General features: G+C 66.3%; 16 protein-coding genes. 11 read left to right on the top strand and 5 right to left on the bottom strand.

The window, feature by feature from the left end; genetic code table 11:
* The first annotated feature begins 34 nt into the window (after nt 1–34).
* The 3 genes from hscA to iscX all read left to right on the top strand — a co-directional run bounded on the left by hscA (nt 35) and on the right by iscX (nt 2,660).
* A complete protein-coding gene (hscA, locus tag ACOJB8_RS31915) occupies nt 35–1,906 on the top strand; it encodes a Fe-S protein assembly chaperone HscA (RefSeq protein WP_475016139.1) in 1,872 nt (623 codons plus the stop codon).
* Nucleotides 1,907–2,090: 184 nt separating this feature from the next.
* Nucleotides 2,091–2,432 carry an ISC system 2Fe-2S type ferredoxin gene (fdx, locus tag ACOJB8_RS31910; protein ID WP_069265529.1) on the top strand — a complete coding sequence of 114 codons (342 nt, stop codon included), beginning with the start codon at nt 2,091–2,093 and terminating at the stop codon, nt 2,430–2,432.
* A gap of 30 nt (nt 2,433–2,462) precedes the next feature.
* Entirely contained in the window at nt 2,463–2,660 is a 198-nt protein-coding gene (iscX, locus tag ACOJB8_RS31905) for a Fe-S cluster assembly protein IscX (protein ID WP_028204168.1), read from the top strand.
* Between the two features lie 90 nt (nt 2,661–2,750).
* On the opposite strand, the gene ACOJB8_RS31900 is transcribed toward iscX, so the two are convergent.
* From ACOJB8_RS31900 to ACOJB8_RS31880, 5 genes are all read right to left on the bottom strand, one after another.
* Nucleotides 2,751–3,491 (bottom strand): glycine zipper 2TM domain-containing protein, encoded by a 741-nt coding sequence (locus ACOJB8_RS31900; RefSeq protein ID WP_475016137.1) that lies wholly within the window; start codon nt 3,489–3,491, stop codon nt 2,751–2,753.
* A 305-nt stretch (nt 3,492–3,796) separates the two neighbouring features.
* Nucleotides 3,797–5,332 carry a lysine--tRNA ligase gene (gene lysS, locus ACOJB8_RS31895; protein ID WP_069265728.1) on the bottom strand — a complete coding sequence of 512 codons (1,536 nt, stop codon included), beginning with the start codon at nt 5,330–5,332 and terminating at the stop codon, nt 3,797–3,799.
* A gap of 211 nt (nt 5,333–5,543) precedes the next feature.
* Nucleotides 5,544–6,648, bottom strand: a protein-coding gene (gene prfB, locus ACOJB8_RS31890) for a peptide chain release factor 2 (RefSeq protein ID WP_133181445.1) whose coding sequence is annotated in 2 segments (ribosomal slippage) — nt 5,544–6,566 and nt 6,568–6,648 — 1,104 coding nt in all. Because the reading frame shifts where the segments join, the coding sequence is not laid out codon by codon here.
* A gap of 119 nt (nt 6,649–6,767) precedes the next feature.
* Nucleotides 6,768–8,474 (bottom strand): single-stranded-DNA-specific exonuclease RecJ, encoded by a 1,707-nt coding sequence (recJ, locus tag ACOJB8_RS31885; RefSeq protein WP_475016135.1) that lies wholly within the window; start codon nt 8,472–8,474, stop codon nt 6,768–6,770.
* Between the two features lie 33 nt (nt 8,475–8,507).
* Nucleotides 8,508–9,635, bottom strand: a complete 1,128-nt coding sequence (locus ACOJB8_RS31880) for a regulator (RefSeq protein WP_368610261.1) — start codon at nt 9,633–9,635, stop codon at nt 8,508–8,510.
* A gap of 319 nt (nt 9,636–9,954) precedes the next feature.
* On the opposite strand from ACOJB8_RS31880, the gene ACOJB8_RS31875 reads away from it, so the two are divergent.
* From ACOJB8_RS31875 to eno, 8 genes are all read left to right on the top strand, one after another.
* The gene (locus ACOJB8_RS31875) at nt 9,955–11,208 is read left to right on the top strand and encodes a lipoprotein-releasing ABC transporter permease subunit (RefSeq protein ID WP_069265533.1); all 1,254 of its coding nucleotides are present in this window, start codon (nt 9,955–9,957) and stop codon (nt 11,206–11,208) included.
* A complete protein-coding gene (gene lolD, locus ACOJB8_RS31870; protein WP_069265534.1) occupies nt 11,201–11,932 on the top strand; it encodes a lipoprotein-releasing ABC transporter ATP-binding protein LolD in 732 nt (243 codons plus the stop codon). Before ACOJB8_RS31875 ends, lolD begins: the two co-directional genes overlap by 8 nt.
* 21 nt (nt 11,933–11,953) lie before the next feature.
* Nucleotides 11,954–12,742 carry a TatD family hydrolase gene (locus ACOJB8_RS31865; RefSeq protein WP_475016133.1) on the top strand — a complete coding sequence of 263 codons (789 nt, stop codon included), beginning with the start codon at nt 11,954–11,956 and terminating at the stop codon, nt 12,740–12,742.
* Nucleotides 12,743–12,832: 90 nt separating this feature from the next.
* Entirely contained in the window at nt 12,833–15,451 is a 2,619-nt protein-coding gene (locus ACOJB8_RS31860) for a ComEC/Rec2 family competence protein (protein WP_475016131.1), read from the top strand.
* 71 nt (nt 15,452–15,522) lie between these two features.
* Nucleotides 15,523–16,326 (top strand): alpha/beta fold hydrolase, encoded by an 804-nt coding sequence (locus tag ACOJB8_RS31855; RefSeq protein ID WP_069265537.1) that lies wholly within the window; start codon nt 15,523–15,525, stop codon nt 16,324–16,326.
* A gap of 139 nt (nt 16,327–16,465) precedes the next feature.
* The gene (locus ACOJB8_RS31850; RefSeq protein ID WP_069265538.1) at nt 16,466–18,127 is read left to right on the top strand and encodes a CTP synthase; all 1,662 of its coding nucleotides are present in this window, start codon (nt 16,466–16,468) and stop codon (nt 18,125–18,127) included.
* Nucleotides 18,124–18,978, top strand: a complete 855-nt coding sequence (gene kdsA / locus ACOJB8_RS31845) for a 3-deoxy-8-phosphooctulonate synthase (protein ID WP_069265539.1) — start codon at nt 18,124–18,126, stop codon at nt 18,976–18,978. The genes ACOJB8_RS31850 and kdsA overlap by 4 nt, the downstream gene beginning before the upstream one ends.
* 281 nt (nt 18,979–19,259) lie before the next feature.
* Complete coding sequence (gene eno / locus ACOJB8_RS31840) at nt 19,260–20,543, top strand: phosphopyruvate hydratase (protein ID WP_028216897.1); 1,284 nt, start codon at nt 19,260–19,262, stop codon at nt 20,541–20,543.
* Nucleotides 20,544–20,567 lie beyond the last annotated feature (24 nt).

Here is a 20,567-nt window from a genome sequence, read left to right as displayed (position 1 = left end):
TGGCGCCCATCAGGTTAAAAAGCAGATCACACAGATGGCCTTACTGCAAATCTCCGAACCCGGCATGGCGCCGGCGCCGCATCAGCGGCGACTCGCCGTCGGCATCGACCTCGGCACGACGAACTCGCTGGTCGCCGCGGTGCGCAGCGGCGTGCCCGACGTGCTGCCCGACGAAGACGGGCACGTGCTGCTGCCCTCCGTCGTGCGCTATCTCGCGAACGGCGGCCGCCGCATCGGCCGCACGGCGAAGGCGCAAGCCGCGACCGACCCGCGTAACACGATCGTGTCGGTCAAGCGCTTCATGGGCCGCGGCAAGTCCGAGGTCGAAGGCGCGGCCAACGCGCCGTACGACTTCGTCGACGCGCCGGGCATGGTGCAAATCCAGACGATCGACGGCGTGAAGAGCCCCGTCGAAGTCTCGGCGGAAATTCTCGCGACGCTGCGCCAGCGCGCCGAAGACACGCTCGGCGACGAACTCGTCGGCGCCGTCATCACGGTGCCGGCGTATTTCGACGAAGCGCAGCGCCAGGCGACCAAGGACGCCGCGCGTCTCGCCGGCCTGAACGTGCTGCGTCTGCTCAACGAGCCGACCGCGGCGGCGATCGCGTACGGGCTCGACAACGGCGCCGAAGGCCTCTACGCGGTCTACGACCTCGGCGGCGGCACCTTCGACCTGTCGATCCTCAAGCTCACGAAGGGCGTGTTCGAAGTGCTGGCGGCCGGCGGCGATTCGGCGCTCGGCGGCGACGATTTCGACCATGCGCTCTTTGTCTGGGCGCTGGAGCAGTCCGGTATCGAGCGTGCGACGCTCGCGCCCGAAGACGTGCGTCTGTTGCTCGACCGCGTGCGCGATGCGAAGGAAGCGCTCTCGTCCGCGCCCGGCGCGCGCATCGAGGCAACCCTGTCGAGCGGCCGGCAGATCGCGCTGACGATCGATGAGCCGCGCTTCGAAGCGCTCACGCAAGCGCTCGTGCAGCGCACGCTCACGCCGACGAAGAAGGCGCTGCGCGACGCGAAGGTGGCCGCGAAGGACGTGAAGGGCGTGGTGCTGGTCGGCGGCGCGACGCGCATGCCCGTGATTCGCCGCGCCGTGGAGCAGCACTTCGGCCAGGCGCCGCTCACGAATCTGGACCCCGATCAGGTCGTCGCGCTGGGCGCGGCGATCCAGGCCGACCTGCTGGCGGGCAACCGCGGCGGCGAAGACGACTGGCTGCTGCTCGACGTCATTCCGCTGTCGCTCGGCGTGGAGACGATGGGTGGCCTCGTCGAGAAGATCATCCCGCGCAATTCGACCATTCCGGTCGCGCGTGCGCAGGACTTCACGACCTTCAAGGACGGCCAGACGGCCATGGCGATTCACGTCGTGCAGGGCGAGCGCGAGCTCGTCGCCGACTGCCGCTCGCTCGCCCGTTTCGAGCTGCGCGGCATTCCGCCGATGGCGGCGGGCGCGGCGCGCATTCGCGTGACTTACCAGGTGGATGCGGACGGTCTCTTGTCCGTGTTCGCGCGCGAGCAGATCTCTGGCGTGGAAGCCTCGGTGGTGGTGAAGCCGTCGTACGGCCTTGCCGACGACGACGTGGCCCGCATGCTCGAAGACAGCTTCAAGACCGCCGAAGTCGACATGCGCGCCCGCGCGCTGCGCGAGGCACAGGTCGAGGCGCAACGCATCATCGAAGCGACGAACGCCGCTTTGGGCGCCGATGGCGAATTGCTCGACGACGCCGAGCGCGCGCAAGTCGATGCGCTGATCGCCGCGCTCGCACAAGTGGCGCAGGGCGAGGACGCGGGCGCGATCGAAGCCGCCACCAAGGCGCTGTCCGAAGGCACCGACGAGTTTGCCGCGCGCCGGATGGACAAGGGCATCAAGCGCGCGCTGGCGGGCAAGAAGCTCGACGAGATCGGCTAAAAGCTCGGCCAGGAGCGGGCCTACAGCCTCAACAGCTTAAAGGCGAATGCGTCGTTAGCAAACGGCGCACGCGTGCGTGCTTTCCCGATGTGGCTGAGCGCGCACCGACAGTAGAATGGGCACATGCCGCCGTCGGAGGCGGGGCATGCGCCCGATATGAAAGTTATTGGATACGGAAATCACAATGCCTCAAATCGTGGTGCTGCCCCATGTCGAACTGTGCCCTGAGGGCGCGGTCATCGACGCCAAACCGGGTGAGAGCGTGTGCGACGCGCTGCTCGAACACGGTATCGAAATCGAGCACGCATGCGAAAAGTCGTGCGCCTGCACGACCTGCCACGTGATCGTGCGCGAAGGTTTCGATGCGCTCGTGCCTTCCGAGGAAGACGAAGACGATCTCCTCGACAAGGCGTGGGGCCTCGAGCCGACGTCGCGGCTGTCGTGTCAGGCCATCGTGCCGGAGAACGACGACCTGGTGGTCGAGATTCCGCGTTACTCGATCAACCACGCGAAAGAAAACCACTGAGCCACTGAACACCAGGAGGAGCGCGCAGCCATGAAATGGACCGATACGCAGGACATCGCGATGGCCTTGACGGACACCCATCCCGAAGTGGATCCGCAGTACGTGCGCTTCACCGATCTGCATCGCTGGATCACCCAGCTCGACGGTTTCGACGACGACCCCGAGCGCTCGAACGAGAAGATTCTCGAAGCGATCCAGGCAGCGTGGATCGAAGACGCGGACTACTGACTTCCGGCATGCCCGGTGATCAGACGAGAAAAAGGCGATTTGCCAGCACGGCAAATCGCCTTTTTTATTGCTCGTTCAGCGTCAGGGCAATCAGCCCGCGACCAACGTGCCGTTCTCCACACGCACGCGCTCGCCTTGCTGGAACGGCGGCGCTTCGTGATACGTGAAGTAGCGCATCTTGCCGTTCTCCATGCGCACGCGCACCGAATAACTGGTCGTGCTGCGCAGGTGTTTTTCGACCGAGTTGCCGGCGAAGCCGCCACCCAGTGCGCCGAGCAGCGTCATGGCCGTACGGCCGTTACCCGAGCCGAACTGGTTGCCGACCACGCCACCGGCTACTGCGCCGCCGACTGCGCCGATACCGGTGCCGTGGCCTTCATGCTTGACCTCGGAAATCGCGACGACCGTGCCACACGTCGAACAAGCGGGGTGGGCCGGCGGCGCTTCCTGTGCGTATTGCTGCTGCACAGGTTGCGCCGGCTGGGCGGGCTGCTGACCATACTGCTGCTGCGCCGGGGCGACGGGCACGGCCGCCTGCTGTTCAGGCTGTGCCGGCGCCTCTTGCGGCTCGGCGGGCGCATTCTGCCCGTTCTGCGCATACTGCGAGGCCTGCGCCGGCTTCGTCGAGTCGAGCACCTGCGGCTGTGAAGCCGTCATGGCCGTCTGACCCGTCTGAACCTGGGCGCTCTGTTCGGCGGTGCTGGAAGCTTTCGGGAAAACGCCGGTGATGGCCGCTGTGGCCGCAAGGCTCGCGACGATGACGGCTGCCGCCGCGGTTGCGATCAGCGGATGGAGGCGGCGTTTCGGTGTGGTCGGATCGGTTGTGTTCATGACAGGCTCCGTCTTTGGCAGAGTTGGCTCTCTTGTGAGACCCAGTTTGAGCCAATCCAGGTCTGTGAGCGTTTCATTTTGTAACCCCGCGCGATGGGTCCGGGCCGACGCCGAGGGCGTGGGCGTCGGGCAGCGTTGCACAGCGCGGTTTTCCACGAGGGCGCAATCGACGTACCCATCCCGGCCGCTGCGCTCGCCGGCAGATTTTACCGATGGTTACAAACGCATGCGCTGAAAGGCCCCAAAGAAACGGGGCGCATACGGTGTCAACCGCATGCGCCCCGTCATGTCAGGCAGGGGTCTGCTTAGTCTTCGCGGCGCAGGTGCGGGAAGAGGATCACGTCGCGGATGCTTGCGCTGTCCGTGAGCAGCATGATCAGACGGTCGATGCCGATGCCGCAGCCGCCCGTCGGAGGCATGCCGTATTCGAGCGCGCGGATGTAATCGGCGTCATAGAACATCGCTTCTTCGTCGCCGGCGTCCTTTTGCTCGACCTGCTTCTTGAAGCGCGCGGCCTGGTCTTCCGGATCGTTCAGCTCCGAGAAGCCGTTGGCGATCTCGCGGCCCGTGATGAACAGTTCGAAGCGCTCGGTGATGCCCGGCAGCGTGTCCGAGGCGCGCGCGAGCGGCGAGACTTCGACGGGGTAGTCGATGATGTAGGTCGGTTCCCACAGCTGCGACTCGGCCGTCTCTTCGAAGAGCGCCAGTTGCAGCGAGCCCACGCCTGCGTTCAGGAAGGCCGGCTGGTTCGCGTCCACGCCGAACTTCTTGAGTTCCGTGCGCAGGAAGACGGCGTCGGCAAGCTGCTCGTTCGTGTATTGCGGCGCGTACTTCTGGATCGCCTGCACGATCGTCAAGCGATGGAACGGCTTCGAGAGGTCGAGTTCACGGCCCTGATACGTCAGCACGGCGGTGCCGCTCGCGTCGATGGCGGCCTGGCGGATCAGCTGCTCGGTGAAGTCCATGAGCCATGCGTAGTCGGTGTACGCAGCGTAGAACTCCATCATCGTGAATTCCGGATTGTGACGCGGCGAAACGCCTTCGTTACGGAAGTTCCGGTTGATCTCGAACACGCGTTCGAAGCCGCCCACGATCAGGCGCTTCAGATACAGCTCGGGCGCGATGCGCATGAACATCTGCATGTCGAGCGCGTTGTGGTGCGTGACGAACGGCTTGGCGGCCGCGCCGCCCGGGATCGGGTGCAGCATCGGCGTTTCGACTTCCATGAAGCCCGAGTCGGCCATGAAGCGGCGCACCGAGGAAATCGCCTTGGTGCGCGCCTGGAAGGTCTGACGCGCTTCCGGCGTGACGATCAGGTCGACATAGCGCTGGCGGTAGCGCATTTCCTGGTCGGCGAGGCCGTGGAACTTGTCGGGCAGCGGGCGCAGCGCCTTCGAGAGCAGACGCAATTCCGTGCAGCGCACCGAAAGCTCGCCCTTGTTGGTGCGGAACAGCACGCCCTTGGCCGCGACGATGTCACCGAGGTCCCACTTCTTGAACGCGTCGTAGGTGGCCTCGCCCACGTCGGCGGGCGTGATGAAGAACTGGATCTGGCCCGAGCCGTCGCGTACCGTGGCAAAGCTCGCCTTGCCCATCACGCGCTTGAGCATCATGCGGCCGGCGATCGCCACTTCGAGCGGATTGGCCTCGAGCGCGTCCTTGTCGGTGTCGGCGTAATCGCGCGCCAGGTCGGCGGCGTGATGGGTCGGGCGGAAGTCGTTCGGATAGGCGACGCCTGCCTCGCGCAGCGCGCGCAGTTTCTCGCGGCGCTCGGCGATGATCTGGTTGTCGTCGAGTTCGGGCGCGGCGCTGGGCGCGTTCTGCTGGGTCGGTTCGGTCATGATGGCTCGGAGTTCTTTGATTCGCAGGTGTTTCGGCGAGTTTTCGGGGCTGCGGCCCCGGCATGGTCCTTCGCGGGACACGGCGCGCATCGCACGCAGATAAGCGGACTTCGGTTCCTGCTGCGCGTCGCGCGCCTCGCGCTCGAAGCGGGCGGCGCAGCAGGAGAGGGCGGCATGCGGTTAACTGCTGCGCCCGTGGCGTGCGGCAAGCTTACACGCCCTGTTTCAGGCTCGCGCTAATGAAGGCGTCGAGATCGCCGTCGAGCACGGCCTTGGTGTTGCTGATTTCGACGTTGGTGCGCAGGTCCTTGATGCGGCTGTTGTCGAGCACGTAGGAGCGGATCTGGTGGCCCCAACCCACGTCCGACTTGCCCGCTTCGAGCTTGTCCTGTTCCGACTGGCGCTTGCGCATCTCGGCTTCGTACAGGCGCGACTTCAGCATGGCCATGGCTTCGGCGCGGTTGCGGTGCTGCGAGCGGTCGTTCTGGCACTGCACGACGATGCCCGACGGGACGTGCGTGATACGCACGGCGGAGTCGGTCTTGTTGATGTGCTGACCGCCCGCGCCCGAAGCGCGGTACGTGTCGATGCGCAGATCGGCCGGATTGACTTCGATCTCGAACGAGTCGTCGATCTCCGGATACACGAACACCGACGAGAACGACGTATGACGCCCGCCCGACGAGTCGAACGGCGACTTGCGCACGAGGCGGTGAATGCCGGTTTCGGTGCGCAGGAAGCCGTAGGCGTATTCGCCTTCGACCTTGATCGTCGCGCTCTTGATGCCGGCCACGTCGCCTTCGGACTCTTCGAGCACTTCGGTCTTGAAGCCCTTGCGTTCGCAGTAGCGCACGTACTGGCGCAGCAGCATGGACGCCCAGTCGCAGGCCTCGGTGCCGCCGGCGCCGGCCTGGATGTCGATGAACGCGTTGTTCGGGTCGGCCGGATTCGCGAACATGCGGCGGAATTCGACGTCGGCTACGCGCGCTTCGATCGCGTGAGCGTCGGACTCGATGGAGACGAGCGTGTCTTCATCGCCTTCTTCGCGGGCCATCTCGAAGAGATCCTGCGTGTCGCGCGTGTCGTTCTCGATGCCGTCGAGCACGTGCACCACGCCCTCGAGCAGCTTCTTTTCCTTGCCGAGACCCTGGGCGTGTTTGGAGTCGTTCCAGACGTTGGGGTCTTCGAGTTCGCTGTTGACTTCGACGAGCCGTCGGGCTTTTACGTCGTAGTCAAAGATACCCCCGTAGCTCGCCCGCGCGCGTGCGCAGGTCCGCCAAAAGGGCTTCGATCGCGTTGAGACGTTCCGCTTCCATTTGTATCGTGATCCGGCGTGTAAAACATTGAATTATAGCCGATTGGACCCGGATCAAGGGCGGCGCGGGCGCTTCCGGCGGCCCGCGCTTTTCCGTGCAACGTGCAGTTCAAGGCGCGCTTAGAGCGCAGCGTGCTCCACCACGAGCTGCACGCGCGACACGCCATTCCAGGTGTCGCGCACGAGCCGATAGGCGACCGTGGTGTGCTGCGGCAGCGATTCGGTGTGGTTGAACCAGATCGCGTTAAAGCGCTGGCGCCCGCGCAGCAGTTGCAGTTTGAGGTGCTTGTCCTTCACGAGCGCCTGCGAGGCCACCTCGAATTCCCCCGAAAACACGGGCGCCGGGAAGCCCTGGCCCCACACGGCGGCATCGAGCATCTCGACGAAATCGGGCGTGAAGTAGGCGTCTTCGAGATCGCCGTCGGTTTCGACGGTGCGCGCGAGCGCCTCTTCGGTGAGCCACTCGCGGCCCACGCGCTCGAAGGCGGCGGCAAAGCGCGGCACGTCGGCAGCGGCGATCGTCATGCCCGCGGCCATGGCGTGGCCGCCGAACTTCTGGATCAGTCCGGGCTCGCGCTTGCTGATCAGATCGACCGCGTCGCGCAGATGGAAACCGGGGATCGAACGGCCCGAACCCTTCACGAGCTCGCCGTCGTCGTCGGCAGGCGCGAAAGTGAACGAGGGGCGGTGAAAGCGCTCCTTGAGCCGTCCCGCGACGATGCCGATCACACCCTGGTGCCAGCTTTCGTTGAACAGCGTGAGCGTGGCCTTGCCTTGCGGATCGATGTCGGCGAGATCGGCGAGCGCCTGCTGCTGCATGCCGGCTTCGATCTCGCGGCGTTCGCGGTTCATGCCGTCGAGCTGCTGCGCAAGCTCCCAGGCGCGGCCCACGTCGTCGGTGGTCAGGCACTCGATGCCGAGCGACATGTCCGAGAGCCGGCCGGCCGCATTTAGGCGCGGCCCGAGCGCGAAGCCGAAGTCGAAGCCCGACGCGGTTTTCGCGTCGCGGCCCGCCGCGCGAAAGAGCGCGGCGATCCCCGGCTGCATGCGGCCGTTGCGCACGCGCTGCAAGCCTTGCGCGACGAGCACGCGGTTATTGCAGTCGAGCTTCACGACGTCGGCGACGGTGCCGAGCGCGACGAGATCGAGCAGGCCGTCGAGACGCGGCTCGGGCTTGCCGTCGCTGAACGCGCCGCGCCTGCGCAGCTCCGCACGCAGCGCGAGCAGCGTGTAGAACATCACGCCCACGCCCGCGATGCACTTGCTCGGAAACTCGCAGCCCGGCTGGTTCGGATTGACGATGGCGCGCGCGTCGGGGAGCGTCTCGCCGGGCAAGTGGTGGTCGGTGACGAGCACCTCGATGCCGAGTTCGTTCGCGGCTTCGACGCCTTCCACGCTGGCGATGCCGTTGTCCACCGTGATCAGGACGTCGGGTGGACCGCCCTTGCGTTGCGCGGCGAGTGCGACGATCTCGGGCGTGAGGCCGTAGCCATACTCGAAGCGGTTCGGCACCAGATAGTCGATCTGCGCGCCGAACATGCGCAGGCCGCGCACGGCCACGGCGCAGGCCGTCGCGCCGTCGCAATCGTAGTCGGCGACCACGAGCATGCGGCACTCGGCTTCGAGCGCGTCGGCGAGCAGTTCGGCGGCCTCGTCGAGGCCCTTCATGCCGGTGGGCGGAATGAGGCGCGCGAGGCCGGTTTCGATCTCGTCGGGCTGGCAAACGCCGCGCGAGGCGTAGAGGCGCGCGAGCACCGGATGCAGGCCGTGGCGCACGAGCGCTTCGGTGTCGGCGGGCGAGCAGGCACGGGTGACGATTCGGGTCATGCGTGAGCGCGGAAAAAAGAAGTCATTCGGGAATCATTCGATAAAAAGCGACGCGAACAGGCGGCGTCGCCAGAACTTGCGCAAATCGCCGCGCGTGATGGACAGCGTGACCGAGCCCGTGTCGCCGCATAGCGTGAGATCGAGCGCGGCGAGCGCGCCCGTTTGCAGCGCCGTGAGCGCCGGCGCGAACCAGTCGCGCTCAAGTTGAGCGAACGCGGCGTTCCAGCGGCCCCAGTCCTGCTGGATGAAGGCCGCCGAGAACGGATCGAGCTCGACGAGCGTCGCGCCCGTGCCCGAACCGTTGTTGAGCGCGGCTGCGAGCGCGGCAAAGTTCGCGGGTGCGGCATCGACTTGCGCCTTCGCGGCGAGCGCCAGGCCGCGCGTGGCGGCCGCATCGGAGCGCACGCGCGCATAGGGGCTCGTGACGGTGCGCAGCGCGCCCTGGGCGTGGAACCAGATCGAATTGACGGCGGGCAGACCGCGCGCTTCGCGTGCCTCGTTCACGGGATGCTCGAACCACGCCATCTGCACTTCGTTCTGCACCTTCATCCAGGCGCGCGAACGCTGGCCCGAATGGGCCTCGTGCGGCAGCCAGATCTCGATGTTGCGGCCGCTCGCGCGCAAGGGCGACGCGCCCGCGAGCGTGCCGAACGCTTCCGACGAGAGATACCAGCGCTGCGGCGTCGGCGCCTCGATGCGCACGCCCAGTTCTTCGATCAGCGGGCGGGCGACAGTGTAGAGCGTGGCGGCGTCGGCGTCGGCGAGTTCGAGCGAGGCGGGGTCGATCAGCACCAGATGATCGTGCGCGATGCGCACGTGCACGGGCTGCACGCACGCCCACGTGGCGTCGCCGGGCGTGCCGCCATCGGCGAGCAGCATGTAAGGCGCAAGCGGCGCTTCGTCGTCGGCGGCCGGCGCGGAGTTTGCGCGGTTCGCGCTCGCCGGACCGAGAGCGCCGAACTGGCGCGCGACCCAGCGCTCGTGCGGCAGCGTACGCTGGAAGTCCTCGCCGATCACCTGCTCGCCGAGTGTCGCGCGCGCAACCAGTTTCGCGAGCGCCGGGTATTCGAGGCCCGCGAGCGCGGTGGAGGCGGCCGCGGCGGACGGCAAGGCAAAGGGGACGAGGAAATGGAGTCGGTCGGCGGGCATGATGGTGCGCATTGTACTTCGGCGCTCCGTGCGCCGGGCGGCCCTCGGGCGTGCCGCAACGGCATCGCCTGGACCCGTTATGCTGGTGCTGCGGCACTTGTGGGCGAATTGCGGCTCGAAGCAGAGGGCAGGCAAACGCCTCACGGGGGCTGCGGTTCTCACGCCGGAAAGTTCACGGGGAACTCCGTCGAATATCCGTGACCCGCCGCCAGTGTGGCAAACTTCGCGGTTGATCGCCGCCCGACCCGGCACGATATTCTCCGGCCGTCCGGCGCACTGGCCCCAGGGTCAATACGGCGCCGGAGCGCAACGAAGACGCAAAAGGATTCGCTTGAAACTTCCCTACGAATGGCAGATAGGCTGGCGCTACACCCGCGCCGGCAAACGCACGACCGGCAACGGGTTCATCTCGTTCATCGCACTCATATCGATGTCGGGCATCGCGCTCGGCGTCGCGGCACTGATCGTCGTGCTTTCGGTGATGAACGGCTTCCAGCGCGACGTGCGCGACCGCATGCTTTCCGTGCTTGCGCACATCGAGATTTTTTCGCCGACGGGCACGATGCCCGACTGGCAGCTCACCGCGAAAGAAGCGAAGACCAATCCTGAAGTCATTGGCGCGGCGCCTTACGTGGACGCCCAGGCGCTGCTCACGCGCGGCGACAGCGTGAACGGCGTTGCGCTGCGCGGCATCGAACCTTCCGAGGAGCCGCAGGTTTCGGACATCGGCCGGGAAATGAAGGCGGGCAGCCTGAACGACCTCACGCCCGGCAGCTTCGGCATCGTGCTCGGCGCCGATCTCGCTGTGAACCTGGGCGTGACGGTGGGCGACAAGGTCACGCTGGTCGCGCCCGAGGGTTCGATCACGCCGGCCGGCATGCTGCCGCGCTTGAAGCAGTTCACGGTGATGGGCGTATTCGAGTCGGGCCATTACGAGTACGACAGCACGCTCGCACTCACCAACATCCGCGACGCCGAAGTGCTTTATCGCTTAGGCGCGCCAAGCGGCGTGCGGCTGCGCTTGAAGGACATGCAGCGCGCGCCGGCGGTGGCGCGCCAGCTCGTGCATACGCTCTCGGGCGACCTCTATATCCGCGACTGGACGCAGCAGAACAAGACCTGGTTCTCGGCCGTGCAGATCGAAAAACGCATGATGTTCATCATTCTCACGCTCATCATCGCGGTCGCGGCGTTCAACCTCGTTTCGTCTCTCGTCATGACCGTCACCAACAAGCAGGCCGATATCGCGATCCTGCGCACGCTCGGCGCGCAGCCGGGCTCGATCATGAAGATCTTCGTCGTGCAGGGCGTGACGATCGGCTTCGTGGGCACGGCCATCGGCATTGCGCTCGGCTGCCTGATCGCGTGGAGCATTCCATGGAGCGTGCCGGCGATCGAGCATCTGCTCGGCATTCAGTTCCTGCCGCCTTCGGTTTATTTCATCAGCGAGCTGCCTTCCGAACTCGTGGCTTCCGACGTGATCCGCATCGGCGTGATCGCCTTCGTGCTGTCCGCGCTCGCCACGCTCTATCCGAGCTGGCGCGCGGCCAAGGTTCGTCCCGCGGAGGCGCTGCGCTATGAATGACCGTCAATCGCTGATCGCCGCGGCTGGCGATTATCCGTACGTGCTCGAAGCGCACGGCGTCTCGAAGGTGTTTGGCCAGGGCCAGCTTGCAGTGCAGGTGCTGCACGACACCGATCTGAAAGTGAAGCGCGGCGAGAAGCTCGCTGTGGTGGGCGCGTCGGGCTCGGGCAAGAGCACGCTGCTGCACGTGCTCGGCGGACTCGACGAGCCGGGCGCGGGCAAGGTCTCGGTGCTCGGCAAGCCGTTCACCGAGCTGTCAGAGCGCGAGCGCAACGAACTGCGCAATCGGGCGCTGGGCTTCGTCTATCAGTTCCACCATCTGCTGCCGGAGTTTTCGGCGCTCGACAACGTGGCGATGCCGTTGCGTATTCGCCGCATGACGCAGGAAGACGCGCGTGCCGAGGCGATGCAGATCCTCGATCGCGTGGGCCTCTCGCATCGCGCGCGCAACCGGCCGGGCGAACTGTCGGGCGGCGAGCGCCAGCGCGTGGCCATTGCGCGTGCGCTCGTGACGAAGCCCGCATGCGTGCTCGCCGACGAGCCCACGGGCAACCTCGACGGCGCGACAGCGGATAACGTCTTCAATCTGATGCTCGAACTCTCCGACCAGTTCGATACGAGTTTCGTGATCGTCACGCATGATCCCGACCTCGCGGCGCGCTGCGACCGCATCGTGCGCCTGCGCGACGGCATGCTGCACGAGGAACCGGTCGTACCGGTCTGAGCCTTCCCGCGAGCGAGCGCCATGTGGATCGACACGCACTGCCATCTCGATGCCGCCGAGTTCGACGCGGACCGCGACGCGGTCGCGTCGGCGGCGCGCGCGGCGGGTGTGTCGCGCATCGTGATCCCGGCGGTGGCGCGCGAGAACTTCGACGTGGTGCGCGCGCTCGCGCACCGCACCGAGGGCGCCGTCTACGCGCTCGGCATTCATCCGCTCTATACGCCGCAGGCGCGTGACGAAGACCTTGAAGTGCTGCGCCGCGAGATCGAGGCGAGTCTCGATGATCCGTGCTTCGTCGGCATCGGCGAGATCGGGCTCGATTACTTCGTGCCGGGCCTCGACGACGCCCGGCAACAGCACTTCTACGATGCCCAGTTGCGCCTTGCACGCGAGTTCGGCTTGCCGGCGATCTGCCATGTGCGCAAGTCGCAGGATCAGGTGCTCAAGGGGCTGCGCCGCAACGGCGTGAAAAGCGGTATCGCGCATGCGTTCAACGGCAGCTTCCAGCAGGCGCGTGCGTTCATCGATCAAGGGATGCATTTGGGCTTCGGCGGCAATGTGACGTTCGAGCGCGCGCTGCAGATCCGCAGACTCGCGCAGCAACTGCCGCTCGAGGCCATCGTCATGGAAACCGATGCGCCGGACATCTCGCCCGCCTGGCTTTATCGCGCGCGCAACACGCCTGACCAGGTGCCGCGCATCGGCGCCGTGCTCGCAGGCTTGCGGGGCTTGAGTCCCGACGAACTCGCACTTGGCACGACGGCTAACGCGGCGGCTGCGCTGCCGCGGCTCGCGCTTTCGTCTGCATAATCGTTTCCAGGGTGGCGTGCACAGGGTGCATTTTGCGCGGCGCGACTGACACGGTTTGTGCATTCAGCCCCCTCGTTGCGAGGAGGCGGGATGCGGGCGATGTGGTGCGGGTTTGCGCTGGGCGTGATTGTCTTGCAGCGACAGGCGGCGTTGCCGGGGTGGGGGGCGTGGGTCGCGCTGGTTCTGGCAACAGTGCTCGGGGCCACGTGGGCGGCATGGGCGTTGGGCGGCGTGGCACCGGCGGACGAATCTCATGTCGGCCTGTCTTGCGGGCGACGCTGGCGCATGGCCAGCGGCTGGGCGGCGGTGTGGTTTGCGGCCGCATGCGCGGGCTTTGGCTATGCGGCGTGGCGTGCAGAAACACGGCTTGCCGAGGCGCTTCCCGCTGCCTGGCAGGCGCGCAACATCGCCATCAGCGGCTATATCTCCAGCTTGCCTTCCTACGGAGCGAACGGCGCAAGCTTCCTCTTTCGTGTCGAATCCTGGGAAACGCACAAGGCTGCCACGGCGCTGCCGCATTTGATTCAACTATCGTGGGTGGCGCGCGAGGCGCCGCTGCCGCCGCTCGTGCCCGGCGCACGCTGGCGCCTTGCCGTGCGGCTCAAACGCCCGCACGGCAACGGCAACTTCCGCCTGCGCGACACGCAGGCCGCGCTGCTCGCGCGCGGCGTGCGCGCCACCGGGTACGTGAGCGATCCCGGGCATGCCGTGCGTCTGCCCGTTGACGCCACCGGCGTAGGCGTGCGCATCGAGCGGGCGCGCGCCGCGCTGCGTGCGCGCATCGACGCAGTGCTCGGCGACGCACCGCATCGCGGCATCGTCATCGCGCTCGCCACCGGCGCACAGGACGCGATCAGCGACGCGGACAGGCGGCTCATGCGCAATACGGGCACGAGCCACCTGGTGGCGATCTCCGGGCTGCATCTCGCGTTCGTCGCGGGGCTCGCCGGGTGGGTCGCGGGCGCACTGTGGCGGCGCGCGCGCTGGCGCGGCGTCGATGCGCCACTCATCGTGCCGGCGCAAAAGGTGGCGGTTGCGGGCGCGTTGCTCGCGGCGGGCGTCTATGCGGCGCTCGCTGGCTTCAATGTGCCGGTGCAGCGAGCGCTCTGGATGCTGGTGGTCGTCGCGCTCGCGCTGTTCGCCGGGCGCGAGCTCGCGCGCTCGCATGTGTTGGCGTGGGCGCTCGGGCTCGTGCTGTTGCGCGATCCGTGGGCGGTGACCGCAGCGGGATTCTGGCTTTCGTTCTGCGCGGTCGGAGCGATCCTCTTCGCGGCGAGTGGCGTGCCGCGCTTGCACAGGGACGCGCCGCAGAATGCTGCCGCGGACGCCGCCGATCCGCTGCATGACCGAACCGATCCATTCGCAGGGCCTGCTGCGCGCGAAGGCGCGGTTCGACGTCTTGCCGCCATGGCGCTTCCGCCTGATGACTGGCGTGGGGCGATGCGACGTCTTGCGTCACGCCTTGGCGATAGCGCTCGCGTGCAGTGGGCCGTGACCCTGGCGCTCGCGCCCCTCACTGCGTACTGGTTCGCGCAAATACCGCTCATCGGCCCACTGGCCAATGCCTTTGCGATTCCCTGGGTGAGCATGCTCGTCGCGCCGCTCGTGATCGCGAGCGCCGCGATGCCCGCGCCGGTCGACGCCCTCGCGCTGCGCGCGGCGCATACCTGCCTCGACTGGCTGGTTGTGGCGCTGAGCGCGCTGGAGGGCCTGCCGTGGGCGGTTTTGCGGCTGCCGCAACCCGGAGCGTGGCCGCTCGCGTGCGCTGCAGTGGGCGTCGTCTGGTGGCTTGCGCCACGCGGTTGGCCAATGCGCTGGATCGCGCCGTTCACATGGCTGCCGTTACTGGTGCCTGCGCCCACGGGGCCGCCGCCGGGCGCTTTCCGGCTCACGGCGCTCGACATCGGCCAAGGCACCTCGGTGCTGGTCGAGACGGCCCGGCATCGCCTGCTGTTCGACGCGGGCCCGGGCCCCGAGTCGACGCAGGCGGGCGAGCGCATTGTCGTGCCGTATCTGCAGGCGCATGGCATAGGGCGCCTCGATGCGCTGATGATCAGCCACGACGACTCCGATCATTCGGGCGGCGCGCAAGCCGTGTTCGACGGTGTCGACGTCGAGGCATTCGTGGCGGGCATCCTGCCCGCGCATCCGCTGTGGGCGAGCGCACGCACAAGGGGCGCGCAGACCGTGCGGTGCGCCGCCGGCCAGCGCTGGCGGTGGGACGGCGTCGACTTCGAGGTGCTCTGGCCCGACCCCGGGCCGCTCGCGGGCAAACCCAATGCGCATTGCTGCGTCCTGCGGGTGACGACGGCGGCAAGCGTTGCGCCCGAGGCACAAGACGGTCCGGTCTCTGCGCTGATCGCCGCCGACATCGAAGCGGGCGTCGAGCGCACGCTGGTCGCGCGCGACCCCGAGCGGCTGCGCGCCCAGGTGCTGGTCGTGCCGCATCACGGCAGCCGCTCCTCGTCGACTGAACCGTTCCTCGATTCTGTCTGGCCGCTCGTCGCGATATTTCAGGTAGGCTATCTGAACCGCTTTCATCACCCGCATCCGGGCGTCTACGCGCGCTACGCGGCCCGCGACATCGTGCTCGCGCGCAGCGACGCGGACGGCGCCGCGCGCGTCGAGGCGCGGCCCGGCGCACTTGCCGTCGAGCGCTTTCGCGACACGCAGCGGCGCTACTGGATGGACCCGCCGACGCAGGACTGACGCGCCGATAGCAGGGTGAACGAAAGCGCGAATGACGAGAGAGATCAACAAAATAGAGAGACACGCCGCCTTTGAAAAACGTCATCCATTTCTCGCACGCGAACGGCTTTCCGGCCTCGACGTATCGCACGTTCTTCGCCGAACTGGGCGACAACTACGAGTTGCGCTACATCGAGCGCATCGGGCACGACGCGCGCTTTCCCGTCACCCGCGACTGGCCGCATCTCGTCGAGCAACTGCTCGACGACATCGGCCGCACCTACGAGGAGCCCGTGTGGCTCGTCGGCCATTCGCTCGGCGGCTATCTCTCGCTGATGGCCGCGCTGAAAAAGCCGCAATGGGTCAAGGGCGTCGTGATGCTCGATTCGCCGGTGATCGCGGGCTGGCGCAGCAGCATGTTGCGGGTCTCGCAGTGGACCGGGCTCGACGAGCGCCTGTCGCCTGCCGTCGCCACGCGCACGCGCCGCACGAACTGGGCGAGCCGCGACGAGGCCTGGCGGCATTTCCATTCGAAGGCGGCATTCGCGCGCTGGGACGAGCGCGTGCTTTCCGACTATGTCGACTTCGGCATTCCTCAGACCTCGGTCGACGGCGGTCGCACGCTCGCCTTCGACCGCCAGACCGAGTACATGATTTACCGCACGCTGCCTCACACCTTAGGCCCGAGGCTCGTGCACGGCTCGCCCGTGCCGGTGAGCTTCGTCGCGGGCACGCAGTCGCGTGAAGTGCGCCAGGTCGGGCTTGCGGCAACACGGCGCATCGCCGGCGAGCGCTTCGAGTGGATCGAGGGCAGTCATCTGTATCCGATGGAGCGTCCGATCGAGACCGCGCGCGCGGTACAGCGCATGCTTTACGCCATGGAAAACGGAGCCTGAGCGGCCGGTTTTCAGCGCGGTTGCTCGCAGGGCAGGGTAGAGCGTGGGGCTACGTGTCGCGCATCGTTTCCGCTCGCTCAAAATTCAGGGTTAGCCCTTGCTTTCAGGTATAATCCGTTTTTCCCGCGAGCATCCAGCGATGACCAAATATGTTTTCGTCACCGGCGGCGTAGTTTCCTCCCTTGGCAAGGGTATTGCCGCCGCCTCCCTCGCCGCGATCCTCGAATCGCGCGGTCTGAAAGTCACCCTCCTCAAGCTCGATCCCTACATCAACGTCGACCCCGGCACGATGAGCCCGTTTCAGCACGGCGAAGTGTTCGTGACGGAAGACGGAGCGGAAACCGACCTCGACCTTGGCCACTATGAGCGCTTCATTACCACGAAGATGCGCAAGGCCAACAACTTCACCACGGGCCAGATCTACGAATCGGTGATCCGCAAGGAACGCCGCGGCGACTATCTGGGCAAGACCGTGCAGGTCATTCCGCACATCACGAACGAAATCCAGGCATTCATCGAACGCGGCGCCGCATCGGCGACGTGCGGCGAGCCGGATGTCGCGATCGTCGAAGTGGGCGGCACGGTGGGCGACATCGAGTCGCTGCCGTTCCTCGAGGCCGCGCGCCAGATGAGCCTGCGCCTTGGCCGCAATAGCGCGTGCTTCGTGCACCTCACGCTGGTGCCGTTCATCGCCACGGCGGGTGAGCTCAAGACCAAGCCCACGCAGCACAGCGTGCAGAAGCTGCGCGAAATCGGTATCTATCCGAACGTGCTGCTGTGCCGCGCCGACCGCCGCATTCCGGACGACGAGCGCTCGAAGATCTCGATGTTCTCGAACGTACCCGAAGACGCCGTGATCTCGGTGTGGGACGCCGACAGCATCTACAAGATCCCGCAGATGCTGCACGACCAGGGCCTCGACTCGATCGTCTGCGACGAACTGAAGCTCTCCGCCAAGCCCGCCGATCTGTCGATCTGGGCGGAAATGGTCGAAAAGCTCGAGCATCCGAAGCACGAAGTCACGATCGGCATGGTCGGCAAGTACGTCGACCTGACCGAGTCGTACAAGTCGCTCATCGAAGCGCTGCGCCACGCGTCGATCAAGACCTCGGCGAAGGTGAACATCGAGTACATCGACTCCGAGCAGATCGACGAAGAAGGTGTCGAGAGCCTCAAGCATCTCGATGCGATCCTCGTGCCGGGCGGCTTCGGCCGTCGCGGCACCGAAGGCAAGATCAAGGCCATCCAGTACGCCCGCGAAGCGAAGGTGCCGTACCTCGGCATCTGCCTCGGCATGCAGCTCGCCGTCATCGAATTCGCGCGCGACGTGGTGGGCCTGAAGCACGCGAACAGCACGGAATTCGATCCGGACACGCCCGACCGCGTCGTCGCGCTCATCACCGAATGGGCCGATCGCGAAGGCAAGGTCGAGAAGCGCACCGAAGACTCGGACCTCGGCGGCACGATGCGCCTCGGTTCGCAGCGTTGCCCGATCAAGCCCGGCACGCTCGCGGCAGAAATCTACGGCAAGGACGTGAACGAGCGTCACCGTCACCGTTATGAAGTCAATAACGGCTACGTGCCCAAGCTCGAAGCCGGCGGCCTTATCATCAGCGCCCGTACGCCGACTGAAGACCTGCCGGAAATGATGGAACTGCCGCGCGACATGCACCCGTGGTTCGTCGGCGTCCAGTTCCACCCGGAATTCACGTCCACGCCGCGTGACGGCCATCCGCTCTTCAAGGCGTATGTCGAAGCGGCAGTCGCGCACCACGAGGCGCGCGCCGAGGAGAAAGCATGAATCTGTGCGGTTTCGAGGTAGGCCTCGACAAGCCGTTCTTCCTGATCGCAGGCACCTGTGTCGTCGAGTCCGAACAGATGACGATCGACACGGCAGGGCGCCTGAAGGAAATCACGTCGAAGCTCGGCATTCCGTTCATCTACAAGTCGTCTTACGACAAGGCCAATCGTTCGAGCGGCAAGTCGTTTCGCGGCCTCGGGATGGACGAGGGCCTGCGCATCCTTTCCGAAGTGAAGCGTCAGCTCGGCTTGCCGGTGCTGACCGATGTGCACACCGAAGAAGAGATCGGACCCGTGGCTTCGGTCGTGGACGTGCTGCAAACGCCCGCGTTCCTGTGCCGCCAGACCGACTTCATCCACGCGTGTGCGCGCTCGGGCAAGCCTGTGAACATCAAGAAAGGCCAGTTCCTCGCGCCGCACGACATGAAGAACGTGATCGACAAGGCTCGCGAAGCCGCGCGTGAGGCGGGTCTTTCCGAAGACCGCTTCTTCGCCTGCGAACGCGGTGTTTCGTTCGGTTACAACAACCTCGTCTCGGACATGCGCTCGCTCGCTATCATGCGCGAGACGGGTGCGCCGGTCGTGATGGACGTGACCCACTCGGTGCAGCTGCCGGGCGGGCAGGGCACGAGCTCGGGTGGGCAGCGCGAATTCGTGCCGGTGCTCGCTCGCGCGGCCGTGGCCACGGGCGTGGCGGGTCTCTTCATGGAGACGCACCCGAACCCCGCGCAGGCGAAGTCCGACGGCCCGAACGCCGTGCCGCTGAACCGCATGGCCGACCTGCTCGAAACCCTCGTGACGCTCGACCAGGCGGTCAAGCGCACGCCGTTCCTCGAGAACGACTTCAGCTGAGCTGGAAATTACGTAGTACGGCGCGCGCCGCTTCGATTGCATGAGCGGCGCGATGGAGGAGCAGCGCGGCGCACCGCACCGCGCTCGATGTACAAGGCAGCGTGGCAGCGCATCGGTCACGGGAACGTGAGCGTCGCGCTGCGGCAAGTTGAACCTGGCGAGCGCGCAGCCTGTCCCATGTGACGGTGTGCCCCCGAACGAGCATAGAAACTGTGCCTCGCGGGGCGATGCAGCAGGCGGCGCAGCTCGCGCAAGAATTACTGTCATTTCCTGAGGAAACCATGAGTGCAATCGTAGATATCATCGGTCGCGAGATTCTGGATTCGCGCGGCAATCCCACCGTCGAATGCGACGTGCTGCTCGAATCGGGCACGATGGGCCGCGCGGCAGTGCCGTCGGGCGCATCCACGGGCTCGCGCGAAGCGATCGAACTGCGCGACGGCGAAGCCGGCCGCTACAACGGCAAGGGCGTGCTGAAGGCCGTCGAGCACATCAACACCGAAATCTCCGAGGCGATCATGGGCCTCGACGCGTCGGAACAAGCCTTCCTCGACAAGACCCTGCTCGAGCTCGACGGCACCGACAACAAGTCGCGCCTCGGCGCGAACGCCATGCTGGCCGTGTCGATGGCCGTCGCGAAGGCCGCCGCTGAGGAAGCCGGCCTGCCGCTGTACCGCTACTTCGGCGGCTCGGGCGCAATGCAACTGCCGGTCCCGATGATGAATATCGTCAACGGCGGCGCGCACGCGAACAACAGCCTCGACATCCAGGAATTCATGATCGTGCCGGTGAGCCAGCCGACCTTCCGCGAAGCGCTGCGTTGCGGCGCGGAAGTGTTCCACGCGCTCAAGAAGATCCTCTCGGATCGCGGCATGAGCACGGCAGTGGGCGACGAAGGCGGCTTCGCACCGAACTTCGGCAGCAACGACGAGTGCCTTTCGACCATCCTGCAAGCCATCGAGAAGGCCGGCTACCGCGCCGGTGAAGACGTCCTGCTCGCGCTCGACTGCGCAGCGAGCGAGTTCTACCACGACGGCAAGTACCAGCTCGCGGGCGAAGGCCTGCAACTGTCGTCGGCCGAATTCGCCGACTACCTCGCGACGCTCGCCGACAAGTTCCCGATCGTCTCGATCGAAGACGGCATGCACGAGTCCGACTGGGCCGGCTGGAAGCTCCTGACCGACAAGCTCGGCAAGAAGGTCCAACTCGTGGGCGACGACCTGTTCGTGACCAACACGCGCATCCTGAAGGAAGGCATCGAGAAGGGCATCGCCAACTCGATCCTCATCAAGATCAACCAGATCGGCACGCTGACGGAAACCTTCGCGGCAATCGAAATGGCCAAGCGCGCGGGTTACACGGCCGTCATCTCGCACCGTTCGGGCGAAACCGAAGACTCGACGATCGCCGACATCGCCGTGGGCCTGAACGCGGGTCAGATCAAGACCGGTTCGCTCTCGCGCAGCGACCGCATCTCGAAGTACAACCAGCTGCTGCGCATCGAGGAAGATCTCGGTGATATCGCCAGCTACCCGGGCAAGTCGGCGTTCTATAACCTCCGCTAAGCGGACCCAGCGCCGGCAGCAGCC

It is taken from the genome of Paraburkholderia sp. BR10141 (assembly GCF_056155635.1).
Note: the sequence above shows the minus strand (reverse complement) of the source record. Positions and strands in the feature narration are given on the sequence as shown.

What these genes read in the sequence shown, in the direction of transcription:
- hscA (WP_475016139.1), top strand. Translation starts at nt 35, where the DNA reads ATGGCCTTACTGCAAATCTCCGAACCCGGCATGGCGCCGGCGCCGCAT.
- fdx (WP_069265529.1), top strand. Translation starts at nt 2,091, where the DNA reads ATGCCTCAAATCGTGGTGCTGCCCCATGTCGAACTGTGCCCTGAGGGC.
- iscX (WP_028204168.1), top strand. Translation starts at nt 2,463, where the DNA reads ATGAAATGGACCGATACGCAGGACATCGCGATGGCCTTGACGGACACC.
- ACOJB8_RS31900 (WP_475016137.1), bottom strand. Translation starts at nt 3,491, where the DNA reads ATGAACACAACCGATCCGACCACACCGAAACGCCGCCTCCATCCGCTG.
- lysS (WP_069265728.1), bottom strand. Translation starts at nt 5,332, where the DNA reads ATGACCGAACCGACCCAGCAGAACGCGCCCAGCGCCGCGCCCGAACTC.
- recJ (WP_475016135.1), bottom strand. Translation starts at nt 8,474, where the DNA reads ATGACCCGAATCGTCACCCGTGCCTGCTCGCCCGCCGACACCGAAGCG.
- ACOJB8_RS31880 (WP_368610261.1), bottom strand. Translation starts at nt 9,635, where the DNA reads ATGCGCACCATCATGCCCGCCGACCGACTCCATTTCCTCGTCCCCTTT.
- lolD (WP_069265534.1), top strand. Translation starts at nt 11,201, where the DNA reads ATGAATGACCGTCAATCGCTGATCGCCGCGGCTGGCGATTATCCGTAC.
- ACOJB8_RS31865 (WP_475016133.1), top strand. Translation starts at nt 11,954, where the DNA reads ATGTGGATCGACACGCACTGCCATCTCGATGCCGCCGAGTTCGACGCG.
- ACOJB8_RS31860 (WP_475016131.1), top strand. Translation starts at nt 12,833, where the DNA reads ATGCGGGCGATGTGGTGCGGGTTTGCGCTGGGCGTGATTGTCTTGCAG.
- ACOJB8_RS31850 (WP_069265538.1), top strand. Translation starts at nt 16,466, where the DNA reads ATGACCAAATATGTTTTCGTCACCGGCGGCGTAGTTTCCTCCCTTGGC.
- kdsA (WP_069265539.1), top strand. Translation starts at nt 18,124, where the DNA reads ATGAATCTGTGCGGTTTCGAGGTAGGCCTCGACAAGCCGTTCTTCCTG.
- eno (WP_028216897.1), top strand. Translation starts at nt 19,260, where the DNA reads ATGAGTGCAATCGTAGATATCATCGGTCGCGAGATTCTGGATTCGCGC.